This is a genomic window from Peribacillus sp. NPDC097284 (genome assembly GCF_044761765.1).
Classification (GTDB): domain Bacteria; phylum Bacillota; class Bacilli; order Bacillales; family DSM-1321; genus Peribacillus.
In genome coordinates this window covers 133,021-148,988 of sequence record NZ_JBIWCZ010000005.1, presented here as the reverse complement: position 1 = coordinate 148,988, position 15,968 = coordinate 133,021, and the positions used below count along the sequence as shown (strand labels likewise).

At 38.5% G+C, this 15,968-nt stretch carries 14 protein-coding genes and 2 riboswitches; of the genes, 11 read left to right on the top strand and 3 right to left on the bottom strand.

What is annotated here, in order from left to right:
* Positions 1-143: 143 nt before the first annotated feature.
* The 9 genes from pxpA to ACIQXU_RS12300 all read left to right on the top strand — a co-directional run bounded on the left by pxpA (position 144) and on the right by ACIQXU_RS12300 (position 9,625).
* On the top strand, positions 144-902 hold the full coding sequence (gene pxpA, locus ACIQXU_RS12340) for a 5-oxoprolinase subunit PxpA (protein ID WP_402989665.1): 759 nt from the start codon (positions 144-146) through the stop codon (positions 900-902).
* Between the two features lie 114 nt (positions 903-1,016).
* Positions 1,017-2,156 (top strand): NRAMP family divalent metal transporter, encoded by a 1,140-nt coding sequence (locus ACIQXU_RS12335; protein WP_402873167.1) that lies wholly within the window; start codon positions 1,017-1,019, stop codon positions 2,154-2,156.
* 48 nt (positions 2,157-2,204) lie between these two features.
* A complete protein-coding gene (locus ACIQXU_RS12330) occupies positions 2,205-2,996 on the top strand; it encodes a putative hydro-lyase (protein ID WP_402989662.1) in 792 nt (263 codons plus the stop codon).
* A 22-nt stretch (positions 2,997-3,018) separates the two neighbouring features.
* Positions 3,019-3,777 carry a 5-oxoprolinase subunit PxpB gene (gene pxpB / locus ACIQXU_RS12325; RefSeq protein WP_402989659.1) on the top strand — a complete coding sequence of 253 codons (759 nt, stop codon included), beginning with the start codon at positions 3,019-3,021 and terminating at the stop codon, positions 3,775-3,777.
* On the top strand, positions 3,774-4,760 hold the full coding sequence (locus ACIQXU_RS12320) for a 5-oxoprolinase subunit C family protein (protein ID WP_402989656.1): 987 nt from the start codon (positions 3,774-3,776) through the stop codon (positions 4,758-4,760). The genes pxpB and ACIQXU_RS12320 overlap by 4 nt, the downstream gene beginning before the upstream one ends.
* 168 nt (positions 4,761-4,928) lie before the next feature.
* Positions 4,929-5,684 carry an IclR family transcriptional regulator gene (locus ACIQXU_RS12315; protein ID WP_402989653.1) on the top strand — a complete coding sequence of 252 codons (756 nt, stop codon included), beginning with the start codon at positions 4,929-4,931 and terminating at the stop codon, positions 5,682-5,684.
* 38 nt (positions 5,685-5,722) lie between these two features.
* Positions 5,723-6,631, top strand: coding sequence for a DMT family transporter (locus ACIQXU_RS12310; RefSeq protein ID WP_402989650.1), 909 nt, complete (start codon positions 5,723-5,725; stop codon positions 6,629-6,631).
* A 536-nt stretch (positions 6,632-7,167) separates the two neighbouring features.
* Entirely contained in the window at positions 7,168-8,706 is a 1,539-nt protein-coding gene (locus ACIQXU_RS12305) for a class I adenylate-forming enzyme family protein (protein WP_402989647.1), read from the top strand.
* 28 nt (positions 8,707-8,734) lie between these two features.
* Positions 8,735-9,625, top strand: coding sequence for a R2-like ligand-binding oxidase (locus tag ACIQXU_RS12300; RefSeq protein ID WP_402989645.1), 891 nt, complete (start codon positions 8,735-8,737; stop codon positions 9,623-9,625).
* Between the two features lie 346 nt (positions 9,626-9,971).
* Here ACIQXU_RS12300 and ACIQXU_RS12295 read toward each other — a convergent pair whose 3' ends face one another.
* Positions 9,972-10,892 carry an HNH endonuclease gene (locus tag ACIQXU_RS12295; RefSeq protein WP_402989642.1) on the bottom strand — a complete coding sequence of 307 codons (921 nt, stop codon included), beginning with the start codon at positions 10,890-10,892 and terminating at the stop codon, positions 9,972-9,974.
* Between the two features lie 302 nt (positions 10,893-11,194).
* Positions 11,195-12,379, bottom strand: a complete 1,185-nt coding sequence (locus tag ACIQXU_RS12290) for a C40 family peptidase (protein WP_402989639.1) — start codon at positions 12,377-12,379, stop codon at positions 11,195-11,197.
* Positions 12,380-12,850: 471 nt separating this feature from the next.
* Positions 12,851-12,952, top strand: a riboswitch (purine riboswitch).
* Between the two features lie 188 nt (positions 12,953-13,140).
* On the opposite strand from ACIQXU_RS12290, the gene ACIQXU_RS12285 reads away from it, so the two are divergent.
* Positions 13,141-14,334, top strand: a complete 1,194-nt coding sequence (locus ACIQXU_RS12285) for a NupC/NupG family nucleoside CNT transporter (RefSeq protein ID WP_402989635.1) — start codon at positions 13,141-13,143, stop codon at positions 14,332-14,334.
* A gap of 290 nt (positions 14,335-14,624) precedes the next feature.
* Here the strand turns inward: ACIQXU_RS12285 and ACIQXU_RS12280 are convergent, their stop codons facing one another.
* Positions 14,625-15,002, bottom strand: coding sequence for a Na-translocating system protein MpsC family protein (locus ACIQXU_RS12280; protein WP_402989630.1), 378 nt, complete (start codon positions 15,000-15,002; stop codon positions 14,625-14,627).
* A 246-nt stretch (positions 15,003-15,248) separates the two neighbouring features.
* Positions 15,249-15,389, top strand: a riboswitch (cyclic di-AMP (ydaO/yuaA leader).
* Positions 15,390-15,882: 493 nt separating this feature from the next.
* Between ACIQXU_RS12280 and ACIQXU_RS12275 the strand changes: the two genes are divergently transcribed.
* Positions 15,883-15,957: a potassium-transporting ATPase subunit F gene (locus tag ACIQXU_RS12275; protein ID WP_402873169.1), complete on the top strand. Its 75-nt coding sequence runs from the start codon at positions 15,883-15,885 to the stop codon at positions 15,955-15,957.
* The last annotated feature ends 11 nt before the right edge of the window (positions 15,958-15,968 follow it).

The following is a 15,968-nucleotide window of genomic DNA, read 5'->3' as shown; positions in this document are numbered from 1 at the left end:
GTAATTGAAAAACAAATGATACAATTTAGAAAATTCCGAAATGTGAAACTGGTATTCCAAATTTCGGAATTACATTAATTGGCTTACAAACTATCAATCTATGAGAAGCGTAATGGAATTATCGTTGAAATGGAGGAATAATCATGCATACAGTTGATTTGAATTGTGATTTAGGAGAAAGCTTTGGAGCTTATCGAATGGGAAATGATGAAGAAATTTTAAATTACGTTACTTCAGTGAATGTTGCGTGCGGTTTTCATGCTGGTGACCCATCAGTTATGAGAAAAACAGTTCAGCTAGCTTTAGAAAAAGATGTGAAAATTGGTGCCCATCCTGGTTTACAAGATTTAATGGGATTTGGGCGACGGAATATTAATATTTCCCCCCAGGAAGCTTATGATATTGTGGTGTATCAAATAGGTGCATTGAATGGTTTCTTACAATCCGAAGGAGGCCGGATGCAACATGTCAAACCACACGGGGCACTCTATAATATGGCGGCTCAAAACAAAAATTTGTCACTTGCCATTGCAGAAGCCGTATATAAAATTAATCCCGAATTTATATTATTCGGTTTGTCGGGAAGTGAATTGATTCGCGCTGGTCAATCTATTGGTTTACAGACTGCTAGTGAAGTGTTTGCCGATCGTACGTATCAAGATGATGGCTCATTGACATCTCGAAGGGAAAAGAATGCATTAATTGAAAGCGACGATGAAGCTGTAGCTCAAGTGATTAAAATGGTTAAGGAAGGAAAGGTCTTGTCCCAGCAAGGAACGGAAGTAGCAATAAAGGCAGATACGATTTGTATACATGGAGATGGAACTCACGCATTAAGTTTTGCGAGTCATGTTAAAAAATCGTTGAAGTTGTCTGAAATTACAGTTAGTTCGTTCGCTTAATAACAAACATCTAGGAGGTAGATTCTATTGGAGCCAATCAAAAATACATCGGTACATAAAATTCCAAATAAGCCAAAGACCAATAAGACTTTATTGTTGGGTGCAGCATTTCTTATGGCAACGTCAGCTATTGGACCAGGATTTTTAATGCAAACAACGGTTTATACTCAAAGTCTGGCAGCAAGTTTTGGATTCGTGATTCTTATTTCTGTTATTCTCGATATTTTTGCTCAAACTAATGTGTGGCGAATTATTGCTGTATCTGAAAAAAGAGGACAAGAGATTGCTAACATGGTTCTTCCTGGGCTAGGTTACGTTTTAGCGGCTCTCATCGTTCTGGGAGGTCTTGCATTTAATATAGGGAATATCGCTGGAGCTGGACTTGGTTTAAACGCGATGACAGGGATGTCTCCAACAACTGGAGCAGCCATTAGCGCTGTCATTGCTGTTTTAATTTTTGTGGTGAAAGAAGCAGGAAAAGCCATGGACCGATTTACACAGATTGCTGGCTTTGTAATGATCTGTTTGATGGTTTACGTAGCATGGACAACCTCTCCTCCAGTAGGGGAAGCGGTAGTGAAGACATTTGCTCCCGATAAGATAGATATTATTGCAATCGTTACGTTAGTTGGGGGATCTGTGGGTGGTTATATTACATTTGCAGGTGGACATCGTCTATTAGATGCGGGAGTCAAAGGTGTCGGTGCCCTTCCAGAAGTTACGAAAAGTTCCGTAGTAGGCATTTTAATTACCACCGTTATGAGAATTGCTTTATTTCTAGCTGTCTTGGGCGTTGTTTCAAAAGGTTTACAAATTGATTCTGAAAACCCCGCAGCATCCGTATTTCAACTTGCCGCTGGAAATGCTGGCTATAAAATTTTTGGTGTTGTTATGTGGGGAGCTGCCATAACATCAGTAGTAGGTGCTGCTTATACCTCCGTTTCATTTATCAGAACATTCAGCCAAAGGATAGAGAAAAAAGCGAATTGGATTATTATTGGCTTTATCCTTCTTTCCACCATTTGCTTTTTATTAATAGGTAAACCGGTTAAAGTACTCCTTGTGGTAGGGGCAATTAACGGCCTCATTTTACCGATAGCTCTTGGAACACTATTAATCGCCGCTTATAGGAAGAATATTGTAGGTGACTATAAACATCCATTGTGGCTAACGATTTCCGGTGTGTTCGTTGTCGTTGTTATGGCATTAATGGGTGGGTATACATTAATTACCCAACTACCATCACTATTTTAATAGCATTCAATAAAAGAGCAAAATCCAATTACATAGGAGATGTCTAATATGATTGATTTTTCCAAAGCGAGCCCTGCAGAGTTACGCTCCATGATCCGTAATAATGAATGGACCAAACCGACTGCTGGGATGGCAAATGGTTATGCCCAAGCAAACCTAGCTATCTTAAAAAAGGAGCATGCATTCGATTTTTTGTTATTTTGTCAACGTAACCCTAAGTCTTGTCCATTACTGGATGTAACTGAAATAGGTTCTCCTGTTCCTAAGTTCGCTGCTCAAGCAGGAGATATCCGGACAGATATCCCTAAATATCGCATTTATAAATACGGTGAATGGGTAGAAGAAGTGACGGATATTTCGGATTATTGGGAAGATGATATGGTGGGATTCCTAATCGGTTGCAGCTTCACTTTCGAACATGCTTTGTTGAACAATGATATTTCGATTCGTCATATTGAGGAAGACTGCAATGTTCCTATGTATAAAACGAACATTCCTTGTATAGAAGCAGGGATTTTCCATGGGGAAATGGTAGTAAGCATGCGTCCGATTCCTCAAAAGGATGTCGTTCGAGCTGCTCAGGTTACCTCACGATTTCCTGCCGTACATGGTGGACCAATCCATATTGGAAACCCAGAGGCGATTGGCATCGCCTCTATTGATCAACCGGATTTTGGCGATGTGGTAACCATTCATGAAGGGGAAGTTCCGGTTTTCTGGGCATGTGGCGTGACGCCTCAATCCATCGCGATGGAAACAAAACCAGCCATTATGATTACGCATGCACCAGGACATATGTTCATAACAGATATCCGGGATGAAAAGTTGGGTGTTTTATAATAAAAGGAAAGAGATGAGTTCTATGCCGGAAAAGCTTTCAAGTAATACAAATGTTGTACTATCTCCATTAGGCGATTCCGCAATCGTGATTACATTTGGAAATGAAATGAAGGGTAACGTTCATAAAAAAATAAAAATATTCAAGGACATGCTTGAAGAAGAACCATTTATAGGTTTCATAGAATGTGTACCGGCTTTTACAAACTTGACGGTCTATTATGATGCGTTGATGATTTATAACGAACAAAAGCAAAAAATTAAAGAGGCAAGCATTTCCCCATATGAATTCGTCCAGACAATCATCGAAGCAAAATTACAGCAGGTGAAGAAGGATAAAGCCCTGGACCAACGGACGATCAGTCTGCCTGTTTGTTATGGAGGGGAATTTGGACCGGATCTGGAGCATGTTGCTCGCTTCAATCATTTAACCACAGATGAAGTCATTCATATCCATTCCAGTGGAGAATACTTAGCCTATATGATTGGTTTTGCACCTGGTTTTCCATTTTTGGGTGGGCTTTCTGAAAAAATCGCAACGCCTAGAAGGCGGTCACCTAGGATGAACATACCAAAAGGTGCCGTTGGAATTGCAGGAATGCAAACGGGTGTATATCCCATCTCAACACCTGGAGGATGGCAATTAATTGGCCAAACACCATCTACATTATTTCTACCTAATGAATCACCGCCGAGCTTAATACAAGCAGGAGATAAGGTGAAATTCATTCCCATTTCTTCTGTGGAGTATAAAGAAATTGCTCGTAAGGAGGAGTTGAAATGAGTATGCGTGTCATGAAACCAGGATTGTTAACAAGCATCCAGGACCTTGGAAGAAAAGGGTTTCAGCAGCACGGAGTGATCGTAAGCGGAGCTATGGATCCTTACTCTCTTCGCATTGCCAATATGTTGGTTGGCAATGAAGAAGGAGAGGCCGCCCTGGAAATCACCTTATTGGGACCGACTCTTATAATAGAAAAAGATTGTTTAATTGCAATAACGGGTGGCAATTTATCACCGACCATTAATGGAGAAGCCGTGCCGATGTGGAGACCTATTTTTGTGAAAAAAGGAGTGGTTCTTGCATTCTCGGGATGTCGATCAGGCTGTCGCGCATATTTGTCTGTTGCGGGTGGATACTCCATTCCCTCCATCATGAATAGTAAAAGTACATATTTAAGGGCAGGAATGGGCGGATATAAGGGAAGGGCCTTACAAGTGGATGATGTGCTAGATTTTAATGAAGCTTCTCCTCATCATGCGAAGTACGGGGTAAACGTATTCTCAACAGTCAAATGGTTTGTTAACGCAAAGGATTTTATGCCCGAAAATAAGCCGGTTATCCGAGTTACAAATGGAAGCCAATACGGATTTTTTACGGAGTCCAGTAAAGTTCAATTCGAACAAGGGTCATTTAAAGTATCCAACCAGTCTGACAGGATGGGGTATCGAATTTCAGGGCCTTCGCTTGAATTAAAAGAAAAGCGGGAGCTGTTGTCAGAGGCGGTAACAAATGGTTCGATTCAAGTTCCACCGGATGGCAATCCTATCATCTTATTAGCGGATAGCCAAACAACCGGGGGATACCCTAAAATTGCTCAAGTCATTACGGCTGATATCCCATTTATCGGACAAGTCAAACCAGGGGATTCCATCCAATTTGCTAAGGTTACTTTAAGAGATGCGGAACAGTCATATCTTAAAAAGGAACAACTTCTAAAAGAATTGAAGACTTCGATTGCATTAGCCCTGAAGGGGTTTAAATGAAGCATTAAAATAGGTAGGGTTCAATTTCCATAAACGCCTTACTTAAGACATTCTTTCGGGAATGGGGCTCTACTTATTTTTTCCATAACTTATAATGAAATATGGGAGAGGTGAACAAAGCTCTTCCAATAAATAAATGGATACTTAAAATAAGAATGGGGACATTGTATGCAAGCTCATAATAAAACGGTAGTCAAATCCATGCAAATTCTTACCCTTTTCCTGAATCATCCCAAACTGTCATTTAACGAAATGATGGATTATTCCAACCTACCGAAAACTTCATTGCATCGTATGGTTGTGTCATTAGAAGAAATGGGATTTTTAACAAAAGATGATGATGGCTATTATTCATTAGGCCTTATTTTCTTACAGCTTGGTCAACTAGTAAGTGAACGTTTAGATATTAGGAAAATCGCCTACCCCATTATGAAAGAACTTCGGGATGACGTTGAAGAGGCTGTGAATCTCATTATCAGGGATGCAGACGAAGCGATGTATATAGAAAAAGTTGATACGAAGCAGCCTGTACGCCTTTATACCTCCATTGGTAGGCGCTCACCACTTTATGCAGGGGATTCTAGAATCATCCTTGCCTATTTACCTGAAGAAGAGCGGGAAGCGTATATAGAAAAGGTAGAATTAAAGTCAATGGCGATAGGAACGATCAATGATAAAACAATCCTTCGTCAGGTTTTGGATGAGGCGAAGAAAAACGGGTATACGATCACTTCTTCTGAACTTGAAAATTATACAAAATCCGTTAGTGCACCCATACTTAATGGGGATAATCAAATTGTCGCCGGTATTAGTGTAGCGGGTATCGAAGCACGATTTAAAGAAGATCGTTTACCAGAATTAATTGAAAAAGTAACGAATGCAGCTAAACAGATTTCTTGGAAATTGGGATTTAAAACTTCATAGTTTCATGTAGCCAAGACCTTCAGTAGGGGGAATAGAGAATGAAATCACTCTCTCGACCAGTAACAGCGATAAGCATCGCTTTCGTTGTAATCATATGGGGACTATGTTGGCCGGTCTATAAAGTGGCACTCGATTATTCACCACCACTGCTTTATGCAGGAATGCGTACATTATTAGGCGGACTGTTATTAGCCTTAACTCTTCTTCCCCAATGGAAGAAGATTCAGTGGAAGAAAAATTGGTACATCTATGTAATCGTTGCATTTTTCAATACAATCATATTCAATGGTGTCCAAACGATTGGCCTTCAATATTTACCTTCGGGGTTGTTTTCGGTCATCGTTTATCTTCAGCCCGTTTTAGTCGTGTTAATAGCTTGGAAATGGTTGAAAGAATCATTATCCGCCATTAAAATCATGGGGTTAATGATTGGTTTTACTGGGGTGGTGCTTGTATGTCTGGATGGAATTTCCGGTAAAATCTCTTATGTTGGTATTATACTAGCACTTATTACTGCAACTGGATGGGCATTCGGTGTGGTCTATGTAAAGAAGACCAGTACACAAGTGCATGGACTTTGGCTGGTGGCGATGCAAAGCATCATTGGTGGTTTGTTTCTGACAGGCAGTGGTTTGGCAGTAGAAAATGCATCGAATATTGAGTGGAATTCAACGTACATATCCTGTTTGATTTTCGGATCAATCTTTAGTATGGCATTAGCTACCGCAGTGTATTTCAAGTTAATGAGTTCTGGCGAAGCAAGCAAAGTTGGATCTTTTACATTTCTTGTTCCTTTAATAGCCGTTGGGATAGGAACCATATTCTTAGGTGAACCATTTACTGTATCCCTCCTTGAAGGCATGGTCCTCATCTTACTTAGCATCTATTTAATTAATCGAAAAGGTGCATCGAAAGTTGCTAAAGTGAAAGGCAAAAATGTGGTTTAACAACATTTCTGCCTTTTACTTTTGCGTTAGGGGACTAGTTAATGTAGGTATAAAGGGCGTTATGGTCAAACCTGCTTTATCCACCTCGTTTACCCTATTTCATCTAAAAACCAAATTATAAATGATTTTACCTATTGTAAAAATATACCTTTTATTTTATGGTTAGTTTAGATAAAAGAAAAAGATTCATAGGGAAAAATCATGAATGTTCAAATGTGGGCATGATTCGGAAACGTGCTATTCTAGTCGCAACATAATGTAAACGCTTCCTTTTTTGAAAATTTTAAGTGTGAGAAATTATGAGCGTTATCCCAACCAATTAAAGACTATGGATGATTTCTATAGTAAAAGAGATTTTACCGAATAAAGTGATATCGAGGGCATTTGTCACAAATTGCTGCCATAACATAGGGAGAAGGTTAAATTCTTTTTTCCTGACTTCATGGTTATCTTGACTGACTGGGCTATACAGTACATCTAGAATGAAAAAGCACCGAGAATCGCTTGGTCTCAAAATCATTGCAGGGGGTGCAGGTATGAAGCTTTCAAAATTACTTGATAAGAACATTCGAGAGTTCGGTGAGTATCCTTTTATATTCTCCGGGGGCAAACAGTATACAAATGTAGAAACCATGAACTATGCCAATCAGCTCGCCAATGGATTGCGAGATCATGGAGTGGATAACGGAGAACGGGTAATCGTCATTATGCCGAATTCCCCGGAAGTGTTATTTGCCTATCAGGGAATCACAAGGGCGGGAGCGGTGATTGTACCTGTCATGTATACTTTACATCCAAAGGAAATCGCCTTTATTGCCGATAATTGCGGAGCCAAGTTGATTATTACCTCTTCTTTACTTCTTGATAATATTGGACAGGCGATTGAGTTAATGGATAAGCGGCCATCGATACTTGTAGTTGATGCACCTACTACCGAACAAGCCCAGAATTTCTATGATTATCTGTCCCCATCACCTGATTATGATGCGAAGTTGATTGAAGTGATGCCTGAGGATACGGCTGTCATCCTTTACACGTCAGGAACAACCGGGAATCCAAAAGGAGTCAAGCTTACTCATAGAAATCTATGTTCCAATGCAGAAAACTCAGTAAAACACTCTAATGTAGAACGTGGAACGACACTTGGAATTCTTCCGCTTGCACATGTGTTTGGGCTTACCATTTCTCATACATGCTACATAGTGGGAAGTTCCATTGTAGTATTCCCGCGCTTCGAACCGAAAGAAGTATTGGCAGCGATTGAAACCCATAAAGTAAGAGCGTTTTCTGTAGTCCCTGCCATGATTCATGCTTTGGTAGCTTTCCCCACAGCCGGTAACTATGATACAAGCAGTTTGGAATCAGTAAGTTCTGGATCTGCACCCTTGCCTATAGCATTACTGAATGCATTTGAACAAAAATTCGGTGCTAAGGTGTTTGAAGGATACGGATTATCTGAAGCGGCTCCTATCGTAACGGCACATACTAAAAATCGCCCGATTAAACCAGGATCCGTGGGGATTCCGATACCAGGGGTAACAATAAAGATTGTGAATGAAAAGAACGAAGAGGTTCCAAGAGGAGAGATCGGTGAATTACTTGTCAGTGGAGATAATGTGACACCTGGCTATTTCCGGAATGATGAAGAAACCGATCGTACTGTAAAGGAAGGCTGGTTATATACCGGAGATCTAGGACGCTTGGATGATGAAGGATATCTATACATTGTCGATAGAAAAAAAGATCTTATCATTCGGGGAGGATTTAATATTTATTCTAGAGATTTGGAAGAAATCCTTAGTAAGCATTCAGGCATTTCAGAAGTTGCGGTTGTTGGTGTACCAGACGAGAGAATGGGTGAGGAATTAGTTGCCTGTGTTGTGAAAGACCCGTCCTCGTGCGTATTGGAAGAAGAATTGATTCTTTATTGTCAGGACAACCTTGCCAAACATAAAACGCCAAAGAGAATCATATTTTTAGATAGTTTGCCACGAAATGGAGTAGGAAAGATTTTAAAGACCCATTTAAGAAAAATGGTAAATGTGACGGATTTAACAGATTCTAAAAAAGGATGATTTCCAATCTTGAGAGGGGTTTTCAATGATGAGAAAAACCATTACCGCAACTTCAAGAGGCTTAATGATAGATTCATTTCCATATCGCTTATATCAAAAAGCAAAAAAGGTGGGAACATGGAATCCCGCTACCATTGATTATACAAAGGATGCTGAGGACTGGGGGATTTTATCGATAGGACAAAAAAATAGCATCCTTCGACTACTTTCGCAATTTCAGGCCGGAGAAGAAGCCGTTACCCTCGATTTATTACCGCTCATCATGGCAATAGCAAAAGATGGACGGATTGAAGAGGAGATGTATCTGACCACTTTCCTATTTGAAGAAGCGAAACATACAGAATTCTTCAGGACGGTTTTGGATGCTATAGGTGAAAAAGGTGAACTGAACCCTTTGTTAACTGACACGTACAAGCAAGTTTTCCATGTTATATTACCTACTGCCATGGAGCGTCTGATTACAGATCAGTCACCAGAGGCCATTGCCGATGCAGCCACTGTATATAACATGTTTGTAGAAGGGGTTCTTGCTGAAACTGGTTATTTTTCTTTCTATAAGTCTCTGGAAAAATCGAAATTAATGCCTGGTTTGCTTGAGGGAGTCGGTAACTTGAAAAGAGACGAATCTCGCCATATAGGGTATGGAACATTTCTGTTGCAACGATTGATTTGCGAACATCCCCATATATATGATGATGTCGTCATGAAACGAATGGAAGAACTCACTCCTTTGGCATTCAAGATTATAGATGAAGGGTTTCAAGAACCTGACCTGGAAGCCTTCGATAATGAGCCTGATGAATTCGTGAATTTTGCCATGAAGCAGCTAAAAGTCAGAATGGAAATTTTGTCACGGGCTAGAGGGAAGAAAATCGAAGACATTTACAAAACGACTGAAAGTGATGTTGGTGTTTATTGATAAGTAAAACAAATGTTAGGGTCGATATGGGTTCATAAGAAAAGCTCAACCATTTCAAGGAATGGCTGGGCTTTTTTGTGCGGCCTGGCTTGGGTGCAATCTAAATATAGGTAAGTCCCAATCTATGGTGGCAGTAGTAATAGTTAGCCTAATGTAAGTGTTTCTAAGATAGGATAGAGAAATGAAGCAGATATGAAAAAGAAGGAACAAACGGACTAAGGAGGATGAATGACTTAAACGTCTTATTGTTCCATACATCTCGGTAGAATATTATTAAAAAAAGCCCTGTAAATAAGAGTGGCTTATTTTACAGGGCTTTTCCTGTGGTTAACTTATAATAGTGTATTCAATCAACGAATACATTTCTCTTATGCCATTTAAAGTATGGTTTATTATCAGGATGAAGGGGGATTTTTATGCCCTTTCTTAGCTGGTACGTCTCATATTCTTCTTCAGGAATCTGATTAGAAATATGTAGTCTGCCTTGACCGTCAAAGGAGATAAGGCCTTTTTCGTACAAGGCATCATGATTGAAGCATAATAATAATCCATTATACGGGTTAAGGCGCTCATCATCGGTGCTGTCCTTCCATGGTTTAGAGTGACTACTCTTTAGCAGGGCATCCATTTCTATTCCGCATAGCGGGCATTTATGATTCCAAAGAGGCATAACCGATTTTCTGAATTTTTGTTGGCCACAGCGAATGTTCATTTTGGCTTCCGATTCTGTTTCAGCAAGAAGTGCTTGTAGAGGATTCCGCTCTTTAGCAATGACTTCATCGACAGAGAGTTCTAATTGATCTTCGTCCGAATTGAAGATGTTAAGCATACTCATATATTCTAAAATTTTTAGTGTAAGTTCTTCATTACAAGGATATAGATATCCTGAATTGCCGGTTGCATCCTCCTGGAATGCTGAATATTTAATAGGAAGATATGGAGCAATACCGTCAAAGTATTCACGTATATTCAGGGGGACCTCCAATTCACGATACTCGGTTTCAACTAGATAACCATTATCTGTCCATCTAGTATAATTTCGAATTTTTTGAGGTTTATTATCTTCTTGACATCCCTTTTTTACAATACTTATCGCGACAATCGATCCCTTTACATAATGGAAAATCCGATCTCCACTTTTAACTTCTTGCATCAGTTTAGATGAGTGAGGTACTAAACCGGATTTATCGATTTGAGGAGACCAGATGATCCCTAAATGTTTTTCTTCTTGATAGGTAGTACCTTGCATGACAATAAAACTATTCAACGTCTTTCCTCCTACTTGCTACGATATGCGATTTAAATGAAAGAGCTGGTTTGCTTACTCTTTGGACATATTCTATGTAACTTATCATACCTTAATTATTTTAGAAATGTAACGATAACGTGTCAAATGACGAAGTATGTATGCGGGGTGAAAGAACTCATCCTGGGAAACCCATTCTAATGTAATGTATAGAGCGGGGATATACTAATCTGAAGTAAAAAAAGAGTAAGCATCAAACAGTTACAGTGTTTGATGCTTACTCTAGTTGGTTTTCTGTAATGCGCTTAATGGCATTCAAATCATTAGTTAAGAATTCGAACGGCTTTTACGAAAAGAGGTTTCCAGTATGAACCGTTGATGTTTGCATACGATACACCTTTGGAAGTTGAAGCATTAATCATTTGATTATTCCCCGCATAAATTCCTACGTGATTAATCACTCCATCATGATTAGTATCATAAAACACCAAATCACCCTTTTTCAATGAATATGAAGAAACAGGTACTCCCATTTGAGCTTGGCCAGTTGATGTGCGAGGCAAGGAGATCCCTGCTGCTTGGAATGCTTTCATGGTAAATGATGAGCAATCAAAGGCATCAGTGCGCGATGTGCTTGCAGCATATTGATACTTGGCCCCTAAGTATTTTTTAGCGGCGTTTAAAACGCGGTCCACTTCAGAAGAGGCAGAAGACACAGTCTTTGTAGCAGCTGTAGTTGCCTTTCCAGAAAGTTTAATAGTCTGTCCAATACGTAAAGTATTAGCATTTTTGATGCTAGGATTTAATGAAAGTATAGCTTTGACGGTCGTTTTATTTTTACTTGCAATTTTGGAGAGACTGTCCCCAGACTTAACTTTATATGTACTGCCCGATTTGTTTGCTGTACTGGTTGCACTAGATGTAGTGGCTTTTCCAGAAAGTTTTATGGACTGTCCAATACGTAAAGTATTAGCATTTTTGATGCTAGGATTTAATGCTAGCAAAGCTTTGACAGTCGTTTTATTTTTGCTTGCAATTTTGGAGAGACTGTCTCCTGACTTAACCTTATATGTACTGGTTGAACTGCTTTTTGCAGCTGTAGCACTAGTTGAAGTAGCTTTTCCAGAAACAATGATAGATTGTCCAATACGAATTCGGTCCGAATTGGATATGGTAGGGTTCAACTTCAATAATGCATTTAGCGAAAGATTATATTTTTTAGCAATTCCACTTAACGTATCCCCAAGTTTAACCACATGTTTCTTTGTTGAAGTTGTACTTTTCACCGTGGATTCATTTATCTTTAACACTTGTCCAGGGAAAATAAGGTTATTAGAAAGTTTATTTTGCGATTTTAATTTTTGAACAGTTGTATGATTTGCTTTAGCGATTTTATATAGACTATCACCAGACTTAACATGGTATGTACTAGCATAAGCTGAATTGCTGGCAAATAGGGTACCTATGATAGAACCCGCGATAATGAAAGATTTTTTTGAACTATTCATAAAAAGGAAGATTCCTCCTGATATTCTATAATATTATTGCACTATTTTTATAGCGCAATAATATTATAAGGCAATTAACCCAATAAAATATTAAAAATAGAAAAAAATTCTGATTTAAACATTAAATTATCATTGCTTATATTACAGGGATGTTACGAAGTGTCGGAATGTTGATATGAGCAAGTGAAGGGTGAACCCTATTACCTATAAGGTTTCAATAATTTAGAAAATATATATATTGCAAGTCAATGATTTATTTTTGTTAAAGGTACCCTTAAATGGATTGATTGCTACATTGCAATTTTGAAAAGGTAAAATGTAACACAATCTACAAGATGGCCTTATATATTTTAAACGATATACTTCGCATAAATTGTCTGAAAAGAGTATAGTAGTAGAATGATTCCGACTATTTTAAAGCATATTGTAATAGTTAATACTTTCATTTAGAATAATACCCATTACTACGAATCATCATCATATAAATATCCTTGTATAATATCAGTGATAAGGTCTGATAGTTTCTACCTGGCTGCCATAAAAAGCCGGACTACAGGGAAGCATGAATAAAAGAGATGAAACAGTTATAGGTAGCATTTTGTAAGTCACTTTGTGATTCTTGCAGAAGGTCCCACTATTACTTTGTTTTTTTGAAGAGGCTCTTATTTTTCATGCTTTCTGTCCAGTGGCCGAAAGCATGAAAAATAAGGGCTTTTTTATGTATGCATTCAACAGTAAAAGATAAAGGAAGAGGGTGCCGTATGTATTTCTTATTGAATATTCTAGGGGTATTGGTTGTCATGGGTATCGTATACTTGTGCTCACCTAATAGAAAAAACGTGAAGTGGAAAATCATTCTTACGTTGCTTGGCATTGAATTGGTTATTACATGGTTCATGTTGTCGACTACCATCGGAACATGGGTCATTAAACAGATTGCTACTTTCTTCACCTGGTTGATTGCATGTGCTAATGAAGGAATCTCTTTCGTTTTTCCTTCTGTTATGGCAAACGAACAAGTGGATTTCTTTTTCAGTGCGTTGATGCCGATCATCTTCATTATTACGTTTTTTGATATTCTATCGTATTTCGGCATCCTGACCTGGATAATAGATAAAGTCGGTTGGCTCATTTCGAAAGTGTCCGGTTTACCGAAACTGGAGAGCTTCTTTTCTATTCAGATGATGTTTCTTGGAAATACGGAGGCTCTCGCTGTTATCAGGATGCAATTAAGTTCTTTAAAGGATCAGCGTTTGCTGACCTTTGGAATTATGAGTATGAGCAGTATAAGCGGTTCGATTATAGGTGCGTATTTATCCATGGTTCCGGCTGAATTTGTATTCGTCGCTATTCCATTGAATTGTTTAAATGCCTTACTTATAGCCAATATGTTAAATCCTGTTACTGTCAGTAAAGAGGAAGATGTCGTATATATTCCTACAAAAGAGGAACGTAAAGACTTCTTTTCAACCATTTCAAACAGTATGCTAGTTGGAGTCAAGATGGTGATCGTCATTATGGCCATGGTAATCGGCTATGTCGCATTAACGGCTAGCCTTAACGGTATTTTAGGGCTTGCGGTAGATGGGTTAACAATCCAAAAAATCTTTTCTGTCATCTTTAGCCCATTCGCTTTCTTGTTTGGATTAAACTGGGATGATACGATGTATGTTGCTCAATTAATGGGAATCAAACTGGCAACGAATGAATTCGTTGCCTTGCTCGACTTGAAAACACAGATCAGCGGTTTGGCCCCGCATACAGTAGCTGTGGCCGTTACGTACCTGACCTCATTTGCGAACTTTAGTACAGTCGGCATGATTTACGGAACGTTCAATTCGATTCTAGACGAGGAAAAATCGAGTATCATTGGAAGAAATGTGTGGAAGCTATTGCTTAGTGGAATGGCAGTCTCCATGCTAAGTGCCATGATTGTTGGATTGTTTGTTTGGTAACGCTTTGTCTTATAGTTTACTAGATCACCTTAAATATTGTGGCTTTAATACGTGAATGAAGAACAAATTAGCCAAGTGATTTTTAGGTATAAATGATGTTAATCCCTTAATCGGTAAGATTAAGGGATTGCTTTTTTTACTTGAGTATAAAGAGAAACCAATAGTCACGTTTCCGATAAGGTGAAGGCGTGAAATACAATAGAGTTGTCATAATAAAAGCATGAAGAGCAGAAATTTTGTCCATGTTTCTGCTCTTCCAATTGAGTCGATTTCGGCTAAATTCACTCTAATTATTTTAGATTATTTTCTAGGTATTTCTCCAAATCCTTATCAACTATGAAAACTTCAATCCGTTCTCCCGTTTTGGTACTAATGTCACTATGTGAAGAAAGGACTTTACAACCTGTTAGATCCTCGACAATTTTTTCATAATCCTGACTGTACATTTCACGTAGAAGAGAGCGCATTTTTTTTACAAGCTTCTTTCCAGAATCCTGACTGACGAGGTGTTTTTCTTCGACAGTCAAGACTCCTTTAAAACGAGTGATCAGCATGTCATTAATAATGTAGGTTTTAACTTCTTGTGGTCCTCTGCCTATTAAATCACGCTGGAATTTAATGAATGCTGCACTAATTTCGGCTTCAATTTTCTTTTTTTGGTTTAACATAATGCCTCCGATTTTTTTCATCGATCGTATATGGGATTCATCATAATGCCGGATTCAAGTTTTTGTCAATACAAGTTTGTATATATATTAAAATATTAGAAATATATAGGATTAATGAGTAAATAATACTTTTAATTATAATAACGGAAGTATATGGTCAAATATGAATCTATTTGCGAATATATGGAACTTTAATGAGGTTTACAAAGGTTTGCTGATGAGCGTAGAATATGCTCATCAATAACAATTTGATATCGGCCAAATCTCAAGTAATTGAGAACGGAGGACCCACTATTTATGGGGTTAATTCTGCATTTGCAGAAGGGATGTGAACTCTTTCGCCATCCTACCCGTCAGCTAACTTCGTCGGCTAAAGCGAAGGAGGTCATAAGACCACCTTGATTCAGGAGGCTTTTTTGTTGTGTTTGTAGCAAAATAGCAACCTGTCATTTCAGTAGGTCTTTTTATTATGCCTATAATTACATGAAAAGGTTTCTTGGAAGACAGATCGCAAAGAGCGCTGAAAAGCTTGCTGGGCGATAAGTAGACCAATGAGTACTTTTTCTCCACTAATACTGTTTGCTTTTGCAAATATTCTTGTTTGGATTGTGAATCATTTTTTTCACTATTGAAACTAGGATAGCCATGCAATGCGGACTATTGGAGAAGGGGTAAGCATTGGTCTATTTTTTGTGTTCTTTTGGCACCAATTTCTCCACTAATCGTGAAGGAGGTAAATTGTAAAGTTTTTTAAAAAAGTGAAAGGAAGGTTCGGATGGATGCTATAACTATCTTTCTAATGGGTACACCCTTTTTACTTTTCTATGGATTCATTCATTTTTGTAACAAAGTTATAACGAAAAAAGGAGAGGAGTAGAACATGTTATTCATTCTTATTGTCCCAGCGGTTACCGTGTATTTAATTCACGCTTTATTATACCCAGAGAAATATTAATAGAACGATAA